The 23,252-nt window shown below is 35.7% G+C and carries 25 protein-coding genes; 2 read left to right on the top strand and 23 right to left on the bottom strand.

What is annotated here, in order from left to right; all coding sequences use genetic code 11:
• Nucleotides 1-12: 12 nt before the first annotated feature.
• The 23 genes from N3C60_00495 to N3C60_00385 all read right to left on the bottom strand — a co-directional run bounded on the left by N3C60_00495 (nt 13) and on the right by N3C60_00385 (nt 20,510).
• Nucleotides 13-1,008 carry a hypothetical protein gene (locus tag N3C60_00495; GenBank protein ID MCX8083391.1) on the bottom strand — a complete coding sequence of 332 codons (996 nt, stop codon included), beginning with the start codon at nt 1,006-1,008 and terminating at the stop codon, nt 13-15.
• Nucleotides 1,005-1,583 carry a hypothetical protein gene (locus tag N3C60_00490; GenBank protein MCX8083390.1) on the bottom strand — a complete coding sequence of 193 codons (579 nt, stop codon included), beginning with the start codon at nt 1,581-1,583 and terminating at the stop codon, nt 1,005-1,007. Before N3C60_00490 ends, N3C60_00495 begins: the two co-directional genes overlap by 4 nt.
• Complete coding sequence (locus N3C60_00485) at nt 1,513-1,845, bottom strand: hypothetical protein (GenBank protein ID MCX8083389.1); 333 nt, start codon at nt 1,843-1,845, stop codon at nt 1,513-1,515. The genes N3C60_00490 and N3C60_00485 overlap by 71 nt, the downstream gene beginning before the upstream one ends.
• Nucleotides 1,820-3,910 carry a hybrid sensor histidine kinase/response regulator gene (locus N3C60_00480; protein MCX8083388.1) on the bottom strand — a complete coding sequence of 697 codons (2,091 nt, stop codon included), beginning with the start codon at nt 3,908-3,910 and terminating at the stop codon, nt 1,820-1,822. Before N3C60_00480 ends, N3C60_00485 begins: the two co-directional genes overlap by 26 nt.
• Before the next feature lie 9 nt (nt 3,911-3,919).
• Nucleotides 3,920-4,552 carry a protein phosphatase CheZ gene (locus tag N3C60_00475; protein ID MCX8083387.1) on the bottom strand — a complete coding sequence of 211 codons (633 nt, stop codon included), beginning with the start codon at nt 4,550-4,552 and terminating at the stop codon, nt 3,920-3,922.
• Between the two features lies 1 nt (nt 4,553).
• The gene (locus N3C60_00470) at nt 4,554-4,931 is read right to left on the bottom strand and encodes a response regulator (protein ID MCX8083386.1); all 378 of its coding nucleotides are present in this window, start codon (nt 4,929-4,931) and stop codon (nt 4,554-4,556) included.
• A gap of 91 nt (nt 4,932-5,022) precedes the next feature.
• On the bottom strand, nt 5,023-5,898 hold the full coding sequence (fliN, locus tag N3C60_00465) for a flagellar motor switch protein FliN (protein ID MCX8083385.1): 876 nt from the start codon (nt 5,896-5,898) through the stop codon (nt 5,023-5,025).
• On the bottom strand, nt 5,870-6,889 hold the full coding sequence (gene fliM / locus N3C60_00460) for a flagellar motor switch protein FliM (GenBank protein MCX8083384.1): 1,020 nt from the start codon (nt 6,887-6,889) through the stop codon (nt 5,870-5,872). Before fliM ends, fliN begins: the two co-directional genes overlap by 29 nt.
• 29 nt (nt 6,890-6,918) lie before the next feature.
• Nucleotides 6,919-7,977 (bottom strand): chemotaxis response regulator protein-glutamate methylesterase, encoded by a 1,059-nt coding sequence (locus N3C60_00455; GenBank protein ID MCX8083383.1) that lies wholly within the window; start codon nt 7,975-7,977, stop codon nt 6,919-6,921.
• Nucleotides 7,974-8,702, bottom strand: coding sequence for a FliA/WhiG family RNA polymerase sigma factor (locus tag N3C60_00450; protein MCX8083382.1), 729 nt, complete (start codon nt 8,700-8,702; stop codon nt 7,974-7,976). The genes N3C60_00455 and N3C60_00450 overlap by 4 nt, the downstream gene beginning before the upstream one ends.
• Nucleotides 8,699-8,908: a hypothetical protein gene (locus N3C60_00445; GenBank protein ID MCX8083381.1), complete on the bottom strand. Its 210-nt coding sequence runs from the start codon at nt 8,906-8,908 to the stop codon at nt 8,699-8,701. Before N3C60_00445 ends, N3C60_00450 begins: the two co-directional genes overlap by 4 nt.
• Nucleotides 8,905-9,744 (bottom strand): MinD/ParA family protein, encoded by an 840-nt coding sequence (locus N3C60_00440; GenBank protein ID MCX8083380.1) that lies wholly within the window; start codon nt 9,742-9,744, stop codon nt 8,905-8,907. The genes N3C60_00445 and N3C60_00440 overlap by 4 nt, the downstream gene beginning before the upstream one ends.
• Nucleotides 9,745-9,747: 3 nt before the next feature.
• Nucleotides 9,748-10,914, bottom strand: coding sequence for a flagellar biosynthesis protein FlhF (flhF, locus tag N3C60_00435; protein ID MCX8083379.1), 1,167 nt, complete (start codon nt 10,912-10,914; stop codon nt 9,748-9,750).
• The gene (gene flhA, locus N3C60_00430) at nt 10,911-12,986 is read right to left on the bottom strand and encodes a flagellar biosynthesis protein FlhA (protein ID MCX8083378.1); all 2,076 of its coding nucleotides are present in this window, start codon (nt 12,984-12,986) and stop codon (nt 10,911-10,913) included. The genes flhF and flhA overlap by 4 nt, the downstream gene beginning before the upstream one ends.
• 90 nt (nt 12,987-13,076) lie before the next feature.
• Nucleotides 13,077-15,512 (bottom strand): heavy metal translocating P-type ATPase, encoded by a 2,436-nt coding sequence (locus tag N3C60_00425; protein MCX8083377.1) that lies wholly within the window; start codon nt 15,510-15,512, stop codon nt 13,077-13,079.
• On the bottom strand, nt 15,496-15,642 hold the full coding sequence (ccoS, locus tag N3C60_00420; protein MCX8083376.1) for a cbb3-type cytochrome oxidase assembly protein CcoS: 147 nt from the start codon (nt 15,640-15,642) through the stop codon (nt 15,496-15,498). Before ccoS ends, N3C60_00425 begins: the two co-directional genes overlap by 17 nt.
• Before the next feature lie 90 nt (nt 15,643-15,732).
• Nucleotides 15,733-16,161 (bottom strand): hypothetical protein, encoded by a 429-nt coding sequence (locus N3C60_00415; protein MCX8083375.1) that lies wholly within the window; start codon nt 16,159-16,161, stop codon nt 15,733-15,735.
• Nucleotides 16,158-17,378 carry a 4Fe-4S binding protein gene (locus tag N3C60_00410; GenBank protein ID MCX8083374.1) on the bottom strand — a complete coding sequence of 407 codons (1,221 nt, stop codon included), beginning with the start codon at nt 17,376-17,378 and terminating at the stop codon, nt 16,158-16,160. Before N3C60_00410 ends, N3C60_00415 begins: the two co-directional genes overlap by 4 nt.
• Nucleotides 17,371-17,517, bottom strand: coding sequence for a cbb3-type cytochrome c oxidase subunit 3 (locus N3C60_00405; protein ID MCX8083373.1), 147 nt, complete (start codon nt 17,515-17,517; stop codon nt 17,371-17,373). Before N3C60_00405 ends, N3C60_00410 begins: the two co-directional genes overlap by 8 nt.
• Before the next feature lie 55 nt (nt 17,518-17,572).
• Nucleotides 17,573-17,767 (bottom strand): hypothetical protein, encoded by a 195-nt coding sequence (locus tag N3C60_00400; protein MCX8083372.1) that lies wholly within the window; start codon nt 17,765-17,767, stop codon nt 17,573-17,575.
• A 10-nt stretch (nt 17,768-17,777) separates the two neighbouring features.
• Nucleotides 17,778-18,659, bottom strand: coding sequence for a cbb3-type cytochrome c oxidase subunit II (locus N3C60_00395; GenBank protein MCX8083371.1), 882 nt, complete (start codon nt 18,657-18,659; stop codon nt 17,778-17,780).
• Between the two features lie 11 nt (nt 18,660-18,670).
• Complete coding sequence (locus N3C60_00390; GenBank protein ID MCX8083370.1) at nt 18,671-20,083, bottom strand: cbb3-type cytochrome c oxidase subunit I; 1,413 nt, start codon at nt 20,081-20,083, stop codon at nt 18,671-18,673.
• On the bottom strand, nt 20,076-20,510 hold the full coding sequence (locus N3C60_00385) for an Rrf2 family transcriptional regulator (GenBank protein MCX8083369.1): 435 nt from the start codon (nt 20,508-20,510) through the stop codon (nt 20,076-20,078). The genes N3C60_00390 and N3C60_00385 overlap by 8 nt, the downstream gene beginning before the upstream one ends.
• Before the next feature lie 99 nt (nt 20,511-20,609).
• On the opposite strand from N3C60_00385, the gene N3C60_00380 reads away from it, so the two are divergent.
• Nucleotides 20,610-21,422 carry a ZIP family metal transporter gene (locus N3C60_00380; GenBank protein MCX8083368.1) on the top strand — a complete coding sequence of 271 codons (813 nt, stop codon included), beginning with the start codon at nt 20,610-20,612 and terminating at the stop codon, nt 21,420-21,422.
• 9 nt (nt 21,423-21,431) lie between these two features.
• Entirely contained in the window at nt 21,432-23,252 is a 1,821-nt protein-coding gene (locus N3C60_00375; GenBank protein ID MCX8083367.1) for an ATP-binding protein, read from the top strand.

The following is a 23,252-nucleotide window of genomic DNA, read 5'->3' as shown; positions in this document are numbered from 1 at the left end:
CTCCAAACAAATTTAGTTTAAAAAAAGAACTATTAAAAATGCAATTATTGCAATTATTATAACAATAGTTGACTTTTTTTTCAATTGTAAAGTCAACTTTTCAAGCATTTTAAACTGTTCTTCTTTAATCTTTGATATAGTTTCTTCATATTTATACAGATTGTTTTTTCTTCTCTCATACTCTTCTAAATAACTATTCATATCCTCTTCAAGCTCGTATTCAACTACCGCACCCAAATAAAGAACAAGATTTTGTATCATATAAAAGAAATCCTCTTTCATCCAACCAAAAGGTTCTTCAAATTCTAACGATGCAATGTTTAACAGATCAGTCAAAAGAGCAAACTGATAAGCCTTTATTTTCTTTCTTACCTCTGCATCTATATTGTTTATATCTTCGATACTTTTTATAATCTCAAAAATAGGATCGAACTGTTTTATAAGTTTATCCCTAAATTCGGGTATTAACTTAGTAGGGACAACGGTCTTAAGATCCTTAGGCTTGTTATCTTTGAGAAAATTTTTTATCAAGACAAAACCTGAAGGTGTTTTTGGCTTTTTTCTCTTTATCTTAGGCTTTACGACTAACTCCGTCTTCTTTTTAATCGCTAATAGCGTTTCTATTATATTATCAGGCGTAAATATAAAATGCCCTTTATCATCTAAAACATCTTTGCTGGAATCTTCGATCCCTCCATTAGTAAAAAAGAATAGCTTGACCATGTTTAAATCGTTCATCGTTCTGAGTACTTCGTAGGAAACATCTCTGGTTACATCGTTACCAGGCTTTACCATCTCCACCCAGACCAACGTATAATCATCCATGTTCTTTACATGCTTCCAAACCTCTATCCTTCTGTAATCCTGAACATCTCGGATCGCTCTGTGAAAACTAAAATTTAGATCAACCATAATATGGGCGATATAATCATAAAAACGAGATATATCCATTTCAACAAAATCTTTAATACTCAGTTCTTCCAAATCTTCAAAAAGATCCTTTTTCATTTATCTTTCGCCTTTACTATTTTTACACTCAACTTTTCCTGTGGGATATTTAATTGCTCTGCAACAAAAACCCTGATGTTGTTAAGATTTTCATCTTTTAGGTTATTAGATGATACTAACTCCGGACCCACATTTATGTTTATCTGATTACAGGTTGTTTTAGATACTTTGGGATCTTTTTTCACGTTTGATAACTGTTTTTTTTTATTACTCTTTATTAACACACTCTTAGTTGTTTGTTTTTTTGATGTCTTTAAATCTGTCTGATCAGAATTTGATAGATTATCCGATTTATTCGTCGTTTTATCAGACTTTGTTAGCTTTATAGCTAAATTTTTATCATTTTCTTCAAGTTTTTTTACTTCCAAAACCTTCCACCCATTTAAGGTGACCTCATCCTTAGCATCCTCCAAAGAAGAACTAAAGACTACAAAAGTTGTTTTAATCCCAGAATCAACCTTTTGGGCAAGCACGGAATACCTATTGCGATCATAGGCAAAGATCTTATCTCCACCAAATAAAAGGATTAATAAACCTATCGTCAGGAGCTTTTTTAGGTAGCAATATCTTAGCATTATCCTCTTCCATTTTAAAATCTTTTAATGCTTTCTTAAAATCATTATCGGCATAAACTCTCACTATCTTTAGCTCCAGGATAAGATCTTTTCCCCCGTTCAGAAACAAAAAGGTGTCCGGAGATAATTTTGATGCTGTCTGAAATCTTTTTTCAGATGTTGTCACCTCATAAACATAAATATAACCAAATGAATTAATGGCAAAAAAAAGTATAGCCCAAAGAGTTAGAAAACATCTACTTCTTAGCACCAACAAGCTCATCAATCTTATTGAGCATCTCCTGTAGATTAATAGGTTTAGGCATAAACGCATTTATTCCAGAAATTTTAGCTTTTTGACCCGCAGCAGATTCACCTCTACCTGACACAGCAATTATAGGTTTTTCAAATCCTCTTTCCCTTAAAATCCTTGCAAGCTCAAATCCATCTATATCTGGCATCATAACATCCGTTATTACAAGATCAATATTGAGATCCTGAGCAGCAGTTATAGCATCATGGGGATTGGTAACCTCAATACAATTGATCCACCCAGAAGAGCTTAATAACCTTTTCATAATCTTTCTGTCAGTCGTAGAGTCATCAACAATCAAGGCATTAATAGCATTAGAATTAGTAGAAACAGCCTTTAACCCCTTAGCCCTTTTATTTTTCTTTGGCATCTTGGAGGCAATCTCCATAATACCAGAGACATCCAGTATCAACCTAACTTTACCATCACCCATTATAGTTGCACCAGCAATACCCACATTACCGCTAAGATACTCACCGAGCGACTTAATAACGATCTCCTCCTGCCCAACAAGCCTATCAACCACCAAACCGATCCTTTTTTCAGCAAGGGCAACCACAACCACATAGAGATCCTGAGAGAAAGACCCCTCAAGAGCAAACACATCATCAAGCCTCACCAAAGACAAAACAGAATCTCTAAGCTTTAAAACTTCACGACCTTCAAAATTGTGAATCTCTTTTTCATTTATTCTGACAGTCTCGATTACAGAAACAAGCGGTATTGCAAAAACCTCTCCTGAAACCTCTACAAGCAATGCCTGAATGATTGCAAGTGTCAGAGGTAATTTTAACTTAAAGGTAGAACCCTTCCCCACCTCAGAATCTATCATTATGATACCGTTCAACTTTTCTATATTGGTTTTTACTACATCCATGCCAACACCACGACCAGAAACACCAGTAACTTTTTCTGCTGTAGAAAAACCAGGTTTAAAAATAAGCCCAAAGGCCTCCTCCTTACTCATCCCTTTTGCTTCTTCCGCGGTGATTATTTTCTTTTCAATAGCTTTTTTCTTAAGCTTCTCTGGATCCATCCCTTTACCATCATCAGAGATCTCAATTACTATATGATTCCCCTCGTGATAAGCAGCTAAATGAACTTTCCCTTTAGCAGGCTTACCTTTTTTTATCCTTTCTTCTGGGCTTTCCACACCATGGTCCACCGCATTTCTTATCATATGCACCAAGGGATCACCAATCTCCTCCACCACAGATTTATCAAGCTCTGTATCTTCACCTGTAATTATTAGATCCACATCCTTTTTCAAATCCCTTGCAAGATCTCTGATCATACGGGGAAATTTATTAAATACTTTGCCAATCGGTACCATTCGAGTTTTCATAACTGCAAGCTGAAGTTCTGTGGTAATCAAGCCTATCTGGGATGTCGTCTCCAGTAGCTGCTCAACCAAATAATCACCCTCAAACTTCCTCTCCAACTCAGAGGATATCTGAGCAATCCTGTTTCTGCTAAGTACAAGCTCCCCCACTAAATTCATCAGAGAATCCAACCTTGACACATCAACTCTTATGGTCTGCTCTATCGCTTTTGTGGCTTTTTTTAGATTAGCCCCCTCACCATCATCTTTCCCCTCAACCGGAGGTTGCTTCTTCTCGGCATTTCCAGAAGCAGATGTAACATTTATTCTCCCTTCATTGGCTAGTTTTAATTTCTTTACTATACCATCTATATCTACAGAATCCCTGCCATTTCTAATATCATCCAATATTCTTTTAACCACATCAACAAACTCAAGTAAAATATCCATTATTTCAGGAACAACGATCATCTCCCCTTTTCTAAGCTTATTCAATATCTCTTCCGCATGATGAGTGACTGTACTCATTTTGTCAAAACCTAAGAAAGATGATGACCCCTTTATTGTATGCGCAGCTCTAAATATTTTGTTTAAAAGCTCAAGGTCACTTTTTCTATGCTCCAACTCCACCAGATCCTGATCCAACTGTTCAAGGATTTCGGATGACTCCAATATGAAATCTTGAATCAAATCATCCATTTCACCATGAGCCATAATAGCCTCCTATAGACCAAATTCTTTTAATAGCTGATTAACCAAATCCTGATCGCTTAATATACTATCCTTTTCTCCCAATCTATTAAGGGTATCAACATCTATCTTGTTATGTTTGAGACCAAATTTTATTATGAGATCACTTAACTTCTTCTCCAGGTCCCTCACTACCTTGATAATTTTGTCTATTTTCTGTTTATTGATATCCTGAAATTCGAGAGCAGAGATCATATCAAAGGAGATATCCTGCCCCTCCACAGCTTTGTCCAAAAGCCTATCAACAATACCTAATGCTTTTGAAAAATCCTCTTTCTTTATAGATTCCTTTAATAGCGATATATTATCCTTAATCTCACTTATATTAAAGTTTACGCTATCTGTCAAATTCAATATCTTTTCTGAGGCATTTTTGGTGTCTTTAACGATATCCCTTAAAACCCTCTCAAAAGCTGGAAGGTCTTCGTAACTGTCTTCGACAACATCCCTAGCTGTTGTTATCTTTTTTATGGATTCATTAAAAAATTGAACAACCTCAAAAAGCTCATGGTTTGGATCTATTGAAATGGCTGTGAGATCGTATTCACCACTATTTATCTTCTTTGCAATCTCTATCAATTCTGATAGATCTTTGACTTCATACATTTTAAAGCCCTAAAAGTTTAAATACTTTCTCCTGCAGTGTTTCAGGGGTAAAAGGCTTTACAATATAGTTATTAACACCACTTCTAAGCGCCGTAAGTATATCCTCCTTGGCAGCTTCTGTAGTAACCATTAAAATAGGAAGCTCTTTATATTCCGGCTTAGCCCTGATGGCTTTTACAAAAGTCAAACCATCCATTTCAGGCATATTCCAGTCTGTAATTACAAGATCTATCTTGTTCTTAGCAAGAACATCAAGCCCTTCAATCCCATTACCAGCTTCCAGAATATTGTTAAAACCCAATTTTTGCAGGGTATTTTTAATGATCCTACGCATTGTGGATGAATCATCTACAGTAATAATCACATGTTCATAAGCCATTCAATGCCTCCTGGTTTCATACATACTCACATTATAATTTATATAGCTATATTATGTCAATACTTACTTTACCAAAAATATAGACCAAAATCTAATCCCTAAGTCTCTTTATCCTCTCTTCTCTGCTTATGATCTCCTTGATTCTAACACCAAAATAACCATCCACAATAACCACTTCACCTTTTGCTATTGGCTTATTATTAACCATAACAACAACAGGCTCCTCCGCATACTCATCAAGTTCCACAATGTTTCCTGGACTAAGACTAACTATATCTTTTAAAAACATCCTTGTTGAACCTATTCTAATACTGACAGGTACCTCCACATCCATCAAAAGATCTATATTTCTACCACCTTGCTGCTTCTTTTCCTTCGGCAAAGGGTTTACCGCAGTAAGTTCCTGTGGGAAATCGAAATCATCCTCCTCTTCCTCAACCAAAAGATTTTTAAGCTTATTTGAGAAAAACACCTTAAACTTTATATTACTTCCATCAAAAACCCCAGATATATCAAAAATTATAAGATTACCAATATAACTGGATGTATCCATTAAAGGCTCAACAGAAATGACTGTAAAAGCAACCTTCTTTTTAAATTTATCATTAAAGGGGATATTTATAGCTGAAATAGATTGATTAAGTAGCTCCTTTATGGCATCTTTTAGCTCTTCGTTTAACTCACTTACCCCCTCACCTGAACCCATCATCATCAAGTCCGCAAGACCTGTAATAGCTTTTGTTTCAAACAACATACCCCCTATTATATCAAACAAACTCTCCTTAAGGTTTACTAGTGTTTGCCCCATATACTCAAGAGCTATATCGTTTAACTCACCTTCGTTTACTGCATCCACACTAAACTGGAAACTTTTACCAAGTAAAGAATTAAAACTGTTAGTTAGAACCTCTTTAAATAACTCAATAAACTCTTCTATCTCACTGCTGTGTTTCAATGGCTTCAACACTTTCTCTCTCCTCACATATTTTCTTTATCAAAGCACCTTTTTTTACTCCTACAATACCCATCTCCGTCTCAAACTTAGCAAGGTTATTCACTCTCAAAATCACATCTTTGTCAACTTTATGATCGAAAACTATCGTATCGGAAATATTAAGATCCAGCACTTCTCCCACAGTAAGACTGATCGGTTCAATTTCAAGTCTTACAGGTACAACAGCATCCATAAGAATATCGAGAATCCTATTTACAAAATCACTACTTTTTGCTTTTTTAGCTCCTACAAGCCAATCCTGAGAACTTATCTTTCCTAAAACCGGTTCTAAGACCACAGCAGGTAAGCATAGGTTTATCATACCGGAGACATCAGAAAATTTAACTTCGAATACCACCAAAATAACTACTTCATTCTGGGCTACAATCTGTACAACCTGAGGGCTATTTTCAGTTATTTCCTTTCTAAATTTTATATTGGGTAAAACCTGCTTCCAGGTATCTTCTAACTCTTTTAGAATCAAATATATAATACTTTCCATTATGTGTTGTTCAAGAGCGGTTAACTCTCTGACCTTATACATAGGTAAACCTGGACCACCCAACAGCTTATCGACTATAGGGAATACAAGGGAAGGGTTTATCTCCAACACAGCACTACCATCCAAAGGAATAAGACTAATTATGTTAAAATTTGTAGGATCAGGCAGTGACATTAAAAACTCACCGTAGGTCATCTGATCCACGCTAACGAGATTGACATCTGTGATCGTCCTTAGAAAATTTGATAGTGATGAACTGAAATTCCTTGCAAATTTATCGTGTAAGTTCCTTATGGATCTTATCTGCTCTTTTGATACTCTGTCAGGTCTCCTAAAATCATAAACAGAAATCTTCTTAGGAACAAAATCCACCTCTGGTGCAAACGCCTCATCTTTAAGACCAGTATCTGCAACCGTGGATAACAGAGCATCAATCTCTTCCTGGCTTAAAATATCAGCCATAGATACCTCTTTTATTTATTAAAATACAATCACTTACAGTATTTAACAATATAATCTGCTATATCCTCCAAAGGGACCACTTCATCTGCTATACCAGCTTCTACAACAGCTCTTGGCATACCATACACAACACAGCTATCCTTATCCTGAGCTATGATAGCACCCCCTTTTTCTTTTAACTTTTTAAGTCCTATCAAACCATCGCTTCCCATACCGGTCATAATAACCCCCAAAGCATCCCTTCCAAAGTTCTCAGCTATAGATGCAGTCATCACATCAACACTTGGAATATGCAATACATTCGACGGTTCAGAAGTAGTCTCAATATAGTAATTCGACCCAACTTTTTTAATCTTTAGATGAAATCCCCCTTTTGCAATATAAACAATATTAGGATCAAGCTTCTCTTTCCCTTCAACCTCTATAACCTCAAGTTGACTCATAGAATTTAACCTATTCGCCAGTGACTTGGTAAAATTTGGTGGCATATGTTGAACAACAAGAACTGGTCTATTAAGATCCTTTGTAAGTTTTGGGATAACCTTCTGTAGAGATTGGGGCCCACCGGTAGATGTGCCAATTGCTACAACTTTTTTACCCCCATTTATGAGACCAGGTTTCTTCTGAATTGGAGGGACCTGTGTAGGAGGAGTAACCATAGGTCTAGATATTGGCGCTCTTGCAATAATCTTCCTGCCAGCAAAAGTTTTAATCTTTTCAATCAACTGGTCCTCGATCTTCATGATACCTAAACTTGCAAAAGATTTATCCTTTGGTATAAAATCGACAGCCCCAATCTCTAAAGCTTTCAAAGTAGCTTCCGCACCTTCAGTGGTAAGGGAACTTACCATAATAACAGGAACACTGGAAATCTCCATGATTTTTCTTAGTGCAGTTAATCCATCCATCTGGGGCATTTCAACATCCAATGTAACAATATCAGGCTTAAGTTTTTGAACCATATCAATTGCTTCTAAACCATTCCTTGCAAAACCTATAACCTCTATATTTGGATCCTTCTTGATCATATTTTCTATTGCTTTCCTCATGAAAGCAGAATCATCAACAACTAAAACTTTTATACTCATACAACCCCCTTGATTTTCTTCTTAATCTTTTTTAACGCTTCAGAATGTATCTGGGATACTCTTGATTCTGAGATTTCAAGCACTGACCCAATCTCTTTCATTGTAAGATCCTCATAATAATAAAGGGTAATAACAAGTCTCTCCTTTTGGGGCAAACTCTCTATAACTTCACCCAGTTTGCTAATCAATTGTTCTCTACTCACAACATCTTCAGGACCATCGATAACGGATCTTATTGTATCCATTAAAGACAGATCACCATCTTCATCAATGGTTGAATCAAGACTTGCCATCTGCCCTGATTCCATAAGATTTAAAAAATTATAAACATCATCAAAGGATAAACCGGTAAAATTAACTAGTTCATCAGAAGTCGGTTTTCTACCGAGCTTTGTTGTTAATTCGTTTAGCTTCTCCTCAAATTGCTTCAACTTGGTCCTTACATTTCTGGGCAAAAAGTCCATTTGCCTTAGAGCATCAAGGATAGCCCCCTTAATTCTCCTTTCTGCATATGTATTAAAATCTGTATTTCTGCCTTTATCAAATTTTTGTAGTGCCTCAACCAGCCCCATACAGGCTGCAGAATAAAGATCATCATTATCCACATTTGACGGCAATCTACTACTGATCTTTACCACCCATGACTTTATCTTGGGTAAAAACTCTTTAATTATCTCTTCCTGTTCTACCTTATCCAGGCTACCATGATAGGTGGACAAGCTCATTCACCACTCACCTTTTTACTCAAAACAAATATAACCTCTACCTTTGAAAGTATACTTTTTGTAACCCAATATATCCCTAAAAACATAACAAAGTCTCTAAATATAAGCCCCACACTAATAATATCTAAAAGAAACTTAAAAGTAAAGGAAATTAAAAATATAATAGATGCAATTAGAAGAGCCAAATACTGATGAATGCCCTTCATAAGCTCCTCCTGAAGATATTTATAATATCAACATCACCGTTTCTTTCTACATTCATGTTGGTTATTTTTTTAGCTATAACCAAAAGATCCTTTATGTAAGTTGAGGCAGGATTGAGAGCTGCTATAGGTTTCTGCTCCTTTACAGATGATATAAGTTCCTGACAATCCCTTAAAACACCTAAAAGTTCAAGTTCTATATTTAAAAATTTTTTTAATACCTGTTTAAGGTTTTCGTAAATATTTTGTCCATCCTCTTTTGTTTTAGATCTATTCACAACGAGATAAGGTCTTTTTATATTAAACTCTCTATTAACCACCTTTATAAAAGCATAAGCATCGGTCACAGCTGTGGGCTCTGGCTGAGTAATTACTACAAGAATATCTGAAATTGAGGCAAATTTTATCACATTTTCACCTATTCCTGCACCCGTATCAAAAATGATATAGTCATACCTACTATCAAACTTAACAAATAGATCTGCAAGTCTATCGTAGTCACTCTCTTTAAGCTTTGTCAGGCTTACGAAGCCACTGGAAGCAGGTACCACATCAAATCCGTACCCCGATTCAACCACCAACTCATCTGCATCTATATCCCCTCCCAAAAAATCCTTTATGTTACTTTTAACATTAAGATTAAGAATTATATCAACATTTGCAAGACCTAAGTCAGCATCTAACAAAAGAACTTTTTTCCCCATTTGGGCTAAAAGGTAGGAGATATTAACCGCAAAATTGGTCTTTCCTACTCCCCCTTTACCACTTGAAATAGATATATATATCGACTTCCTTCTTAGTCCCCAAGCTATTTTTCTTAAATTTTGTGCCTGATCCATAAATTAATCTCTCCATTGAACAGGTATTTCGTTTAAAACAGACTTAGCAATCTTTTTGCCATCTGGTATCTCCATGTCATCGGGAACATTTTGCCCTGTAGAGAGCAGCATAATAGGAACCTTTTTGATCAATGGAACATTAATAAGTGGCCCGAAAAAACGGGTTTCATCTAACTTTGTGAATATTATATAGTTTGGCATAAGCTTGGCATATCTATCATAAATATCATACATCTCAACATGATTACTACTCATCGACATTACGAGCGCTACTGTTATATACGGACTCACCTCTAAAAACTTTTTCAATTCGAGAATCTGCTCACTATCAAACTGACTCCTACCCATGGAGTCGAGCAAAATGTAATCGTAATGTCTGATATCATTAACAATCTCCTCAAGGTCTGTGGGGCTAGATGCTACGAAGAGGGGAACATCGATAATCTCTGAATAAGTTTTCAACTGTTCCACAGCGCCAATTCTAAAGGTATCTATCGATATGAGGCAAACTTTTTTTTGTAGTTTCAGAGCAAGATTAGCAGCTATCTTTGCAATCGTAGTAGTTTTCCCCACCCCTGTAGGACCAACTAACGCTAACACTTTTTGCTTTATACTGGAAAAATAGTCTTTTTCAACTGGAATCAGTTCAGATAAAAGCTGGGTTATAATATTTTTAATCTGCATTTTTCCATAAGTAGCTGGAACCCTGTTTTCTACACGCTTTAAAAACTTGTAAACTATCATATCATCCACACCGTTTTTCACCAAAATCTGATAGATCTCCTTAAGGTGAGGTTCTATATCCGTAGCTACATTTTCAGATATTACAGATTTCATCTCCATAATCTGTTTTTTGATATCCAACACATCGTTAACCAAAGCTTCAAACTTATTGAGACCCAGACTATTGATTATCTCAGCTATCTTATCTGTATTATCAACAGATTTTTCCCTCTCCATCTCTGTAAATTTTGGAGGTAATTTGTACTCCTTTTTGGTATCGTAGTCTATGGCTGCTGTTACTTCAATCATAGGCTTGGAAAATATACCATACCCACTGGGCTTATTAATCTTTCTGGTAGATAATATAACAGCGTCTGGCCCTAATTCTTTCTTTATCAACGCCAAAGCATCCTTCATATCATAGACTTCGTACTTTTTTATCTTCATAATTCAATCTCCAATGAACCTAAGGATTCAATCCTGACACCATCTGCTATCTCATTATGGGAAATAACATTTATGTTTTTAACAAATTTTTCCACAAATCTTCTAAAAGCAAGCCTAATCGGAGGTGAAATCACAAGATTGGCAGGTATCCCTTTTGCAACAATCTCATCCACTTTTGATATAACAGCAGAGAGAATCTTCTGGGCAATGGATGGATCCATAACAATCTCTCTTCCATCCTCAGTCATCTGTATATTCTTAGCTAAGAACTGCTCTATACTCGAATTTAAGGTAAAAAGATACAACACACCATCAGCTGCCAAAATAGATTCTGTTATCTGTCTTCTTAAAACATATCTTACTCTTTCTGTCAGTAAGTCCACATCTTTATTTTGAACGCCATAGGTCGCTAACGTTTCTAATATAGTGGGTAAATTTCTTATAGAAACTTTTTCCTTGAGCAGATTAAGAATAACCCTATGCACAGAACCCAAATCAAGAATATTAGGAATAAGATCATCCACCAATTTCGGAGACTTTTCCTTAACCTTATCAAGTAATTCCTGCAACTCCTGTCTACCAACTATCTCATGGGCATACGATTTTATAATCTCAGTTAGATGGGTAACTATAACCGTTGTGGGATCGACCACCGTAAACCCTTCCAAAACTGCCCTTTCCTTTTCATCTTCATCAATCCATTTTGCATCTATACCAAAAGCCGGCTCCTTAGTAGGTATGCCTGTCAACTGATCCAGATTACCTCCTGACGACATAGCAAGATACTTACCCACCATTACAGAACCACTGACTACCTTTACACCCTTTATAAGAATAACATACCCATTTGAATCCAATTGAAGGTTATCTCTGATCCTAATAGGTGGAACTATAAAACCCATCTCAAGGGCCATCTGTCTTCTAACAGATTTTATTCTGTTTAGAAGGGTCCCCCCCTGTGCGGGATCTACTAAAGATATAAGATTAAACCCTATCTCAAGCTCCATCACATCCATCTCCAAGAGACTTTTAACATCCTCCTCGTCAGATGTGGTAGCAGCTTCCTCTTTCTTTTCCTCAGCCTTTTTGGTAACAACTTCCCCCCTACCGATTGAATAGCTAATGGCAATAAGAATGCCTCCAATAATAAAAAATGACAATTTTGGTAAACCTGGTATAAGCCCTAAGAAAATCAAAATATAACCTGATAATCTTAATACCTTATAGCTTCTAAACATCTGTTCAACGAGATTAAGATTTAGCTCTTTGTCTTCACCTGACCTGGTAACGATTATACCAGCTGCAGTAGAAACAATCAAAGCAGGTATCTGACTAACCAAACCATCTCCTACCGTAAGAATGGTAAACCTCTTTGCAGCCTCCGCCACCGGCATATCAAACTTTACTACCCCTATAATTAAACCAGCTATAATGTTTATAAAAGTAATGAGTAACCCTGCAACAGCATCACCCCTCACAAACTTACTGGCACCATCCATTGCTCCGTAAAAATCCGCCTTTTTCTGTAAATCAGCTCTTAATTTTCTGGCTGTTTTGTCATCAATGATACCAGCATTTAGATCTGCATCAATACTCATCTGCTTACCGGGCATTGCATCAAGGGTGAACCTTGCAGCCACCTCTGCAACTCTACCAGAACCCTTTGTAATAACAACAAAATTGATAATCACCAGGATAATAAAAATTATCATCCCCACTACAAAATCCCCACCAACAACAAATTGGCCAAAAGCCATTATAACACTACCCGCAGCATCTTCTCCCTCAGCCCCAAAGAGCAATATTCTTCTTGTGGTAGCTATGTTTAACGCAAGTCTAAACAGTGTTACTATCAGCAGAATCGATGGAAAAGTAGAAAAGTCGAGCGTATCCTCAACATAGATTGAAACAAAAAGGATAATAACAGAGATACTAATACTTATAGTGAGTAATATATCAAGAATAAAAGGATGCACCGGCAGTATCATCACAAGTAAGATACCTATGACTGCAAGCGGTACAAATATATCCATGCGCTTACTTATCTGTTCTAAGATCCCTTCGTTTGCCATCTACCCCTTACTTTTGAGTTTATTTACAATAACTATACAATATTTTGATGAATTTATCTATAAAAATTTAATGGGTAAGGACAAAACAGTTTAAATTCTTTTTAATCTTAACGAGTTTAATACAACAATAATTGAGCTCACACTCATAAATACAGCAGAGATTATAGGATGAATATAACCCGTGGCTGCCAACGGGATCATAATTATATTGTAGATAAACGCCCAAAAAAGGTTCTCTTTGATTACTTTTAATGTCTTTTTCGATATGGATATAAACTTATCAACACTAAACAGACTATTATTCAATATCACCGCATCTGAAGTCTCTATTGCCAGTTCAGACCCACTACCCATAGCAATCCCCACAGACGCTTTTTTAATAGATATAGAATCGTTTAGACCATCCCCTACAAACATAGTCTTTACACCACTTAACTCCAAAGCTTCAATCCTCTCCCCTTTTTGAAAGGGTGAAAGTTGTGCTTTTATAGTAGCATAACCTAATATAGGCTCTAAGACTTTTTTCGCTGATCTCTCATTATCTCCAGTGAGTACTTCTATGCTGAATCCATGATTTTTCCATTTCATAAAAAGGGTCGGAACTTCTTTTTTAAGATGATCCCTAAGAAAAATCATCCCCTTGAATGTCCCATCGATATATACACAGACCTGAATATCATTTTTACATTCTTCAGGTATAGCTAAAGTCAGTGATTTTAGATTAAAGTATGAAACAATTTTTTCATTCCCCACCACAACTTCAATGTCAGGAGTTATCTTGGCGTAAATCCCTATACCAGGTACCTCTTTATACTCTTTTAGCTCATATAACTCATCAAAACAGATATCCAATATGGCCTTTGCTACGGGATGTCTTGAGTTTTTCTCAACAGAAGCAACTATCCGAATGAGTTCTTTTTCTGGGATATCTATAGGATATATCATGGAAACTTTTAATACCCCTTCTGTCAGAGTTCCTGTTTTATCAAAGAATATATTTTTTACCTCTTTCATATTCTCGAGAATATCACCATTTTTTATAACAATCCCCTCTTTTAATGAAACACTTGTAGCAATCATAAGGGCTAAGGGTGTAGCAATCCCCAAGGCACATGGACATGATATCACTAAAACAGATACAGCTTTTATCAGACCATCAGTTATATCACCATTAGAAAAGAACCAGTATAGAAAAGTAGCTAAAGATATAGCTATTACAGAGGGGACAAAAATGGATATGACCTTATCTACATAGCGTTTAGTCTTAAATTCTGTATTTTGTGCTGAATCAAGGGCATCAACAATCTTAGACAAAACAGAATTCTTATAATCCCCCAAAACAGAAACAACAATTACACCAGATATAACTTTTGTTCCGGAGAAAACAATTGTACCCTTTTTCTTTTCAAAGGGCATACTCTCACCGGTTAAAGCAGACTCATCCACTTCAGCAGAACCCATCACAACTTCACCGTCAAGTGGTATAATCTCCTGTTCATAAACCACAATAAGATCACCAGCCTTTATATTTTCCACACGCTCCACTATAGGTTCTACATTATTGAGATCAGTGGGTATTTGATTCAGCTTTTTTACCTGTCTTGGTTGTAAAGATCTTAATATCAAAAGCTCTTTTGAACCTTTAAGCTTAATCGAAGATTCTATAAATCTGCCTAAAAGTATCAATGTGATAATCATAGCAACCGAGTCAAAATATATTTCTCTTTCTGTAAAAAGTGCAAAAATACTATAAAAGTAAGCCGATAAAGTCCCCAAGGAAACAAGTATATCCATACTCAAAACCCTATTTTTAAGGGATTTAATGGAATTTATTATAAAAGGTTTCCCGGAATAAAAGATCACCGGAGTAGCCAACAAAAAGCTTAAAAAAGAAAATAAAAACTTCAAACTCTTATCAATACCCTGAAAATATCCAGCATAAAGGGCTATACTGTAAAGCATCAACTGCATCGCAAAAAATGATGCTACAGCAAACCTAACAAAATATTCTTTTTTTTCCCGCTCCAAAAGATCTGAGGTGGAGGACAAAATAGTTGGTACAGGACAATAGCCCAAATTAGTAACTGTATCCAGTATCCTCTGTAATGCTATCTTTTCACTTTCATATTCAACAGTCATTTTATGGGTAGCATAATTCACCCTGACATACTTTATACCATCTAACTTTTTTAAGCTATTTTCTATCAACCATATACAAGCAGCACATCTAATATCAGATATAAAAAAACTAATTAAATACATCCCTTTTTCAATAAGCCTTAAATCATCTTTAAACAGCTCCTCTCTAACCTGTACCTTCTTTATACTTCCGGGACTATAACCCTTCCTTATAGAGTAAAACCTTTCCAGACCACCTGTCTTTACAAAATGATAAACAGAATGGCACCCTGTACAACAAAAATACCTCTCAACACCATCTTCATCTTTTTCCAAGATGGCAGTATTTCTTTTTATTTTTAAAAGACAATGACTGCATTCAATCAAAAGATCATTCTTCGTCGTCATCGTGGAGTATTCTATATTTTATCCCTTCAGTATCATCAAACTGCTTTCTTTTCAACGCCCAAAAAAAGAAATAAAGTGCCAATCCACCTAACAAAAGGCTGATTGGCACAAGAATGTACAGAGATGACATATTAAAACTTCATTGCCAAAAAGAGCGGAATAAACATCATTGTTATTATCGAAAGTATCATAATAATAGTACCTAACCTCATAGCACACCTCACATATTTTTTAAGTAAATAGGCTTTTCAAGCCTCACAGATTCGTTATCAATGAATAGTTGAGCAACTATAACATAATTACCCTCGCTAACTTTATCCAATCTGATATTAAAATTGTTATTACTAAGCTCAACTTTCTGAACAATCTCTACCTTTTTTGATGGCGAATCCACTTGTAAAGATTTAATACTAAAACCACTTTTGCCCCTAATCTCACCGGTTATATTCCATATACCATTATTATAACTGATTTTTTCCACAGATAAATCCAATTTTATATCTGAGATCAGTTTCTTATGTTTGTCATAGTTGATCGCAGCTTCATAGGTATTTTTCTCAACCTTACCATCAAAATAGATTGCACCAAAATAGAAAGTGCTATATAAAAGTAACAGCCCCACAATTATAAGAGCTACCATCAATCTCATTTCACCACTCCGTTCCTTTTTGCAAAAGGTTTTCTAAATGTTATTTTTTTTTCAATTTTACTACCTTTTTCATCTATTATAAAAACAGTTAGATTTATCAATTGATTTTTTTCTGCTATCTCTCTGGGGAATTTTATAAAAACATTTTCCACAATCTTCTCTTTAGATCCAACCACAAAAACTTTATCTGGTTCAATTTTAACAGGTAGCTGGGAAGCCAACTCTATCCTGAATGATTTTTCCTTTGCACCCAAATTCTCCAACATTAACTGAAAACCGTTTACAGCCTCATCAGCTGTGTATCTTGGATAAAATTTTGGATTGGTCATAAACTCAACGGAATAGCTTTTGATATTCAAAGCTGAGACGACTGTCACAATTAGAAAAACCAACGTCACAGCACCACTTATTAAAACTGTAGGTCTTGATAGATTTGGATTGTTATTAGGTCCAAAAAGGTATGCAAAAAGGGATCTGCCACCCCATTTCTCCATAACCTTTTGACAAGCATCTATACACTTTGCACAATTTATACAGGCTGAATTCAACCCCTTTCTTATGTCAATACCAGTTGAACAAACTTTTACACATGCCAAACAGTTGATACATTTATCCTTAGTTTCCGGTATCATATATACAGCTAACGTATGATCATCGTAGAGCACAGATTGTATCATGGAGTAGGGACATATAGTTGCACAAAACCTGTATCTAACTAAATATAGATCTAAAAAAACTAAGATAGTAAGCACAACAATGAAACCAAGGGTAACAGGATGAATATACCCTTTGAAGATCAAACTATTAAAAAATTTATATGGATCAACAAAATAAAAGACCATATCTAATGCAACCACAAAACTTATAAACCAAAGCCAGACGAGATTAATCCCCTTTTTCGCCAATTGCCCTTTTTTAAGTTTATCGACGAAAGCTGTTACCTCCATGCTCACCGACTGGGGGCACAACCATCCACACCAAATCCTTCCATAAACCAAAGTCATTGTTACAAAGAGAAATGTAACAAAAAGTGTTGCAAGCAACACAAAAAAGAAATTTTTTATTGGTATAGGATAACCAAACAGATAAAGTATAAGTTCACCAATATCAAACCTTAAGAGACTATTCCCATTGATCTTAACAAAAGGTATAATCAAACTCAAAGAAATGAGGATTATCCTTACAACTTTTCTTTTTTGTTGGTAGTTACTACTCATCCTCATCCTTTAACATATCATACTTTGCCTTTTCCACTTTTTCTTTTCTATGAGGTAGATAGTAGTAGATTATAGCACCTAACATCAAAAATACTAAAAAAAATCCAAAAATAATAAGCATTATATGATCCCATGCCATATCATCACCTTCTTAGACTAAAGGGTAGGCATCTATTGCCTACCCTTAATTAGAGTTATTTTTTCATTGTTTCCTGAAATACCTTTTCTTGGCTCCAACCCGTAAAAGCCGGAGTATAAGCATAAATATAATAGATACAAAAAATTGTTAAGATTATACTAAATATCAACCAACCAGCAGGTATCTCGTTTTTTGTATCCTCTTTCTCAAATTTTGAGAAATCATCAAACTCCTCTTTGTACTCAGCCATATTTTACCCCCTATTGCTTTTTCAAAGACTTAGCATATTCAACCATTGCCCAGATCTTCTCCCTACTAAACTGATTAGCATATCCGGGCATTGCACCTTCGACTCCGTTCGCAATTACCAGAAAGAGCTCTTTATCTGTTCTTGTTGAATCAGCGAATGCAGTACCTATATTCCCTTCTGCATTCTTCCCGTGACAACCCACACACTCGATCTTGTAAAGCCTTTGCCCTTCAGCCACTGCTTCTGCTTTACCAGCTAATGGGCTCTTTTCCTCTACTGTTTTTTCGTCTACAATGATAACCTGTTTTTTAGCTATAGAAGTACCAAGCTGCTGAAGATAAGCCACTATGGCATCCATTTCATTCTTTGTTTTTAAAGCTTCGATCTCCTCAGGTTTGTACTGAATACCCAAAACCTTTAAACCAGCTACAGTCTTATCTATATCGATCTTTTTTTTCGATAAGAAATCGTATTTTGGCATATTAGATTTTTCATAAAAAGCTTGCGGGTTAGCCATATGTTGATAATGCCAATCATCTGGGTATTTACCACCTATCCTTGCAAGATCTGGACCTGTTCTCTTAGACCCCCAAAGGTGTGGTCTATCATAGAAAAACTCACCAGCCTTGGAATAATCACCATACCTAAGTACATCCGCTTTCAATGGTCTAACTGTCTGGGTATGACAGTTCATGCAACCTTCTCTCATATACACATCTCTACCAGCAAGTTGTAGAGGGGTAAAAGGCTGTAGACTTTCCAATTTGGGGTGCATTTCATCCCTCATCATTGGATAAAACATGGTAACAAAAGTACCTATAAGTACTGTTATCGCCGCAACCACTGTAAACAATAGGGCATTGCTATATAATTTACTCTTGTTATGGGACATAAGTAGCCTCCTTAAGCATTAGCCGCAGCGAGTTTAGCTGCAAGCTCTTTCTTCCCCTTTTGAATAGTCATAAATACATTATACAGGAAGAAAAGCATTCCAATTACGAATATCACACCTGCGATTGTTCTCATTTGCCAGTAAGGATAATTTGCTACAACTGTCTCAATAAATGTATACTTAAGTGAACCATCAGGGTTTGTCATTTTCCACATAGCCCCCTGCTGAATACCAGTAATCCACATAGTAATGGAGAACATAAGCTGGCCAATCAGCACTATCCAGAAATGTATGTTGGCTATCTTTTCACTGTAAATCTCTGTTTTATAGATATGTGGAATGATATAATAAATAGAAGCACATACAACCATTGTCACCCAACCCATAGTACCCATATGAACGTGACCTGGTACCCAGTCGGTATAGTGAATTAAAGAACTTATCACTCTAATACTCTGAGATGGGCCTTGAATAGTCTGTAAGCCATAAAAAGTTATACCTGCAATAAAGAATTTAGTCAGATACTTGTTCTTCATCACAGACCAGTCACTTTCCACTGTAAAGTACCCATTAACCACAGAACCCCATGATGGAACTATTAAGAAAAGGGTGAACGCTATACCTAAGGTCTGTATCCAATCAGGAAGTGGCGTGTAAACAAGGTGGTGTGCTCCTGTCCAGAGGTAAGCAAAAATAAGTGACCAGAAAGAAATTATAGAAAGTCTATGGCTGTATATGGGTAGCCCAGTGGATTTAGGCAAGAAATAATAAAACATTGCAAGAATTGGGGTAGTAAACAAAAATCCAACCGCATTATGGCCATACCACCATTCCACATTTGCACTATTAACACCAGCAAAAAGGTGATAAGATTTGAAAAGTGTAGCTGGGATTGAAAGATTGTTTACTATATAAAGAATAGCTACTGTAACAATGGTAGCAATGATAAACCAGAGGGATATATACATCTCCTCTTCTTTTCTTTTGAAAATAGTCCCCATCACATTGATGGCAAAAATAACCCACAGAATCACTACGGCAATATCGATAGGCCATTCGAATTCAGCGTATTCAAGATTCTGGGAATACCCCATAAAAAGTGTCCATGTCGCAAGTGCTATACCGATATTGAACAGCCATAGGTGAAAACGTGCAAGCTTTGGGAAGATAAGCGGTCTTTTAGTTAGCCTAATTACTAAATAGTAAAAAATACCAAATTCAGCGCCTATACCGAGACCATAAGCCAAAACGTTAGTGTGGATCGTCCTCAATCTTCCAAACGTAAAATACTCTCCGAAGTTAAAATCAGCATTCCACATCTGGACTGAGATAAGAAGACCAATTACAAGCCCCACTACGCCCCAAAATAGGCTGGAAATTATAAAACCCTTTACCGTTTGGTAATCGTATTGGTACTCATTCATAAAAACCTCCTATTTTTTGTAGTGCTTTATCATCAAAGATGAAATCCTTAATCTTCCTGCTTTTTAATCGATCTATAAGATCATACTGAAGTTCTGCGAAAAAATGGGTAATATTACAAATTGGATTTAACTTGCATGATTCAGGTACATTAACACAAGCATTTATCTCAGAATCATAACCCATACACTTTAAAACAGAATAAATGCTCAAATCCTCAACTCCTTTACTCAACAAAACCCCACCATTTTTGCCAGTCTTAGTTTCTATTATACCACATTTTGACAATTTGTGCAAAATTTTAATAGTATTTGAAAAAGAAATATAAAGCCTCTCAGAGATCTCCTCAGTTTTTACCAAACAGTTCTTACCTAATAAATACGCAATTATTCTAATCGCGTAATCAACTTCTTTTTTTATTAAAACCATTGTTTACCTCTAAAGTAAGCAATAATATTGTTTACAAAATTTGTCAACATTTTTTTAAATGACTATTGAAAAAAAATACATTTGTAAGTATAAAAAAATATGGATATCTTTTTTGGTTTAAATGGAATAATACAAGCACTTTTTGCTGGAATCTTTACCTGGCTTTTGACAGCTGCTGGTGCATCAATGGTTTTTCTTTTTAAATCGATCAACAAAAAGATATTAAATAGTATGTTAGGCTTTGCTGCAGGCGTGATGATTGCAGCAAGCTTTTGGTCATTACTTTCACCAGCCATAGAACTCGCAGAAAAACACTCCGACAAACCATGGATACCTGCAGTTATGGGCTTTTTGGCTGGAGGTGCTTTTTTACTTGCTATAGATAACTTTATACCCCATCTGCATCAAGGGCTAAAAATAGAAAAGGCTGAAGGGATAAAGACATCCCTGCAGAGAAGTATTCTACTTGTTTTGGCTATAACAATACACAACATCCCTGAAGGATTAGCAGTAGGTGTAGCATTTGGTTCTGTTCATTCTCAAGCCAATTTCACCTCTATAGGTGGCGCCATTGCCTTAGCAGTCGGTATTGGGATACAAAACTTCCCTGAAGGTGCTGCTGTGTCCATACCCCTGATGAGAGAAGGCTTTAGCAAAAGAAAAGCTTTTTTTTATGGCCAGATCTCAGGAATAGTTGAACCGATTGCAGCTGTAATTGGTGCCTACGCTGTCAGTATTGCCGAACCCTTACTACCCTATGCGCTATCCTTTGCAGCTGGAGCCATGATCTATGTGGTTGTTGAAGAACTCATACCTGAAGCCCAACACGGAGACAGCGATACCGATTTATCCACCATTGGTGCCATGCTGGGGTTTGCTGTCATGATGTTCTTAGATGTTGCCTTTGGCTGATACTAAACAATGATCAAGCAGTTTCTCAAAAATCTTAACCCCTTTGAACTTATCATTCTTATTTCAATACTTATATTTATAATCATCAGTTCTCTGATGTATGTCGATAAAAAGAGCAACGAAAAATTCAGGTCATTTGTATATAAAACCCAAGAAAAAACGATCTTAAAACTTCTGAACAAACTTGAAGAGGAACTGGCCCAAAAAGATCTCTTCTTAAATAAGATTTCATCATCTAAATCCTTTGAAACTAAAAACGATTTGATAATTATAAGCAACGGTGGTCTCATTTTTACAAATATAACAGAACCACTAAATATTGACATAATAAACTACCAACTTAAAAATAAGGTATTTGTCACCCAAATAAACAATAAAAACTACTTAGCAATCCATATAAAGAAGGAAGATACCCATTATATCTCTTTGGTTAACTTAGATGAGATCCTATCAAACCTTCTTTTTGGTGAAAATATACTTATCTTAAACAAAGATGGTACAATATCATACTCCTCTGAGTACATCAATTTTTATCCCGAAATAATTAACAAAAAAGAAAAACAGTTTTCCATATTAAGTGGCGGTTCCGAATATTCGGTTACAGGTGCAAGCTTTTACAATAGCCTTGATATCTATATTTATGCTCCATTTAAATATTACTATTCTGGTCTAATGGATAAAGAGCTTAAGATTGGCTTTTCTGCACTGATATTTGGCACTATAATCCTAATACTACTATTTACGATAAAAATAACCGTAAACAGATTTATCTATGAAAAAGAGAAATATCAAAAACTTTTCCAATTGGAACATGAAAAATTCCAGAGAATTGTAGAGTCAATAGATGAAGGAGTTATCCTCATAGATAAAAATTACCAACTGTTATGGGCTAACAGCTATATTGTAAAAAAACTACCTGACATCCAAACAGGATATTGCTATGAAAAGATTACAGGAAGGCAACAGAAATGCCCCTTTTGTATGTTCGAACAGGTTTTTGAGTCTAAAAAAAGCTTCAGTGTATCCACCGTAGATTTTTTAAAAGGTAACAAAGGGCAATACGAAGTAATATGGGCACCCCTCTTTGATGAAAAAGGGGATGTCACAGCCTGTGTAGAACTTGTTAGAGACATAAGCAAAATAAAAGATTTAGAGGCCCAATTAATCCAGGCCGAAAAATTATCTGCTCTTGGTTTATTAGCTGGTGGCGTTGCCCATGAGATAAATAACCCCCTCGTGGGAATACTTAACATATCCCAGCTTCTTTCCAAACGGTTCGAAGAAGGATCTAAGGAAAAAGAGCTTATAAATATCATTATAGAAGCCGGCAAAGAAACCAAAAACATAGTCCAAAACCTTTTAGATTATGCAAGACAGGGGGTAGAAAAACATGAAGAGTTTGATCTCAGAGAGTCTGTAAACTTTGCAATTAAAATCTTTGGCAGCATTATAAAAAAGAAAAAAATAACTATAAATAACAATCTAAAATATCCTATATTAGTAAAGGCTAGCAAAGGGAAAATGCATCAGGTATTTCTAAACCTCATTTCAAACTCATTAGACGCCTTGAAGGAAAACGGCATTATTGAGCTTTCCTATGAAGAATCAGCCCAATATAGATCTGTTAAGATAAAAGATACAGGTTCTGGAATAAAAAAAGAACATCTAAACAAGATCTTTGATCCTTTTTTTACAACTAAGGAAGTCGGAAAGGGTACAGGATTGGGCTTATCGGTAACAAATGCCATTATAAGGGATATGGGATGGGATATTAAAGTGTCATCAGAATATGGAAAAGGCACAGAGTTTGAAATAATTATAAAAAATTAA

Source organism: Calditerrivibrio sp., from assembly GCA_026415135.1.
Taxonomy (GTDB): domain Bacteria; phylum Chrysiogenota; class Deferribacteres; order Deferribacterales; family Calditerrivibrionaceae; genus Calditerrivibrio.
Note: the sequence above shows the minus strand (reverse complement) of the source record. Positions and strands in the feature narration are given on the sequence as shown.

Excerpts from the sequence above, each read along its gene's own strand:
- N3C60_00450 (MCX8083382.1), bottom strand. The coding sequence starts at position 8,702 with ATGAGCTTGTCCACCTATCATGGTAGCCTGGATAAGGTAGAACAGGAA.
- N3C60_00490 (MCX8083390.1), bottom strand. The coding sequence starts at position 1,583 with ATGCTAAGATATTGCTACCTAAAAAAGCTCCTGACGATAGGTTTATTA.
- N3C60_00495 (MCX8083391.1), bottom strand. The coding sequence starts at position 1,008 with ATGAAAAAGGATCTTTTTGAAGATTTGGAAGAACTGAGTATTAAAGAT.
- N3C60_00455 (MCX8083383.1), bottom strand. The coding sequence starts at position 7,977 with ATGAGTATAAAAGTTTTAGTTGTTGATGATTCTGCTTTCATGAGGAAA.
- N3C60_00445 (MCX8083381.1), bottom strand. The coding sequence starts at position 8,908 with ATGAAGGGCATTCATCAGTATTTGGCTCTTCTAATTGCATCTATTATA.
- N3C60_00405 (MCX8083373.1), bottom strand. The coding sequence starts at position 17,517 with ATGGCATGGGATCATATAATGCTTATTATTTTTGGATTTTTTTTAGTA.
- flhA (MCX8083378.1), bottom strand. The coding sequence starts at position 12,986 with ATGGCAAACGAAGGGATCTTAGAACAGATAAGTAAGCGCATGGATATA.
- N3C60_00375 (MCX8083367.1), top strand. The coding sequence starts at position 21,432 with ATGATCAAGCAGTTTCTCAAAAATCTTAACCCCTTTGAACTTATCATT.
- N3C60_00480 (MCX8083388.1), bottom strand. The coding sequence starts at position 3,910 with ATGGCTCATGGTGAAATGGATGATTTGATTCAAGATTTCATATTGGAG.
- N3C60_00395 (MCX8083371.1), bottom strand. The coding sequence starts at position 18,659 with ATGTCCCATAACAAGAGTAAATTATATAGCAATGCCCTATTGTTTACA.
- N3C60_00385 (MCX8083369.1), bottom strand. The coding sequence starts at position 20,510 with ATGGTTTTAATAAAAAAAGAAGTTGATTACGCGATTAGAATAATTGCG.
- fliM (MCX8083384.1), bottom strand. The coding sequence starts at position 6,889 with ATGGCTGATATTTTAAGCCAGGAAGAGATTGATGCTCTGTTATCCACG.
- ccoS (MCX8083376.1), bottom strand. The coding sequence starts at position 15,642 with ATGTCATCTCTGTACATTCTTGTGCCAATCAGCCTTTTGTTAGGTGGA.
- N3C60_00410 (MCX8083374.1), bottom strand. The coding sequence starts at position 17,378 with ATGAGTAGTAACTACCAACAAAAAAGAAAAGTTGTAAGGATAATCCTC.
- N3C60_00390 (MCX8083370.1), bottom strand. The coding sequence starts at position 20,083 with ATGAATGAGTACCAATACGATTACCAAACGGTAAAGGGTTTTATAATT.
- N3C60_00440 (MCX8083380.1), bottom strand. The coding sequence starts at position 9,744 with ATGGATCAGGCACAAAATTTAAGAAAAATAGCTTGGGGACTAAGAAGG.
- N3C60_00400 (MCX8083372.1), bottom strand. The coding sequence starts at position 17,767 with ATGGCTGAGTACAAAGAGGAGTTTGATGATTTCTCAAAATTTGAGAAA.
- flhF (MCX8083379.1), bottom strand. The coding sequence starts at position 10,914 with ATGAAGATAAAAAAGTACGAAGTCTATGATATGAAGGATGCTTTGGCG.
- N3C60_00470 (MCX8083386.1), bottom strand. The coding sequence starts at position 4,931 with ATGGCTTATGAACATGTGATTATTACTGTAGATGATTCATCCACAATG.
- N3C60_00485 (MCX8083389.1), bottom strand. The coding sequence starts at position 1,845 with ATGAGCTTGTTGGTGCTAAGAAGTAGATGTTTTCTAACTCTTTGGGCT.
- N3C60_00415 (MCX8083375.1), bottom strand. The coding sequence starts at position 16,161 with ATGAGATTGATGGTAGCTCTTATAATTGTGGGGCTGTTACTTTTATAT.
- N3C60_00380 (MCX8083368.1), top strand. The coding sequence starts at position 20,610 with ATGGATATCTTTTTTGGTTTAAATGGAATAATACAAGCACTTTTTGCT.
- N3C60_00475 (MCX8083387.1), bottom strand. The coding sequence starts at position 4,552 with ATGTATGAAGTCAAAGATCTATCAGAATTGATAGAGATTGCAAAGAAG.
- N3C60_00425 (MCX8083377.1), bottom strand. The coding sequence starts at position 15,512 with ATGACGACGAAGAATGATCTTTTGATTGAATGCAGTCATTGTCTTTTA.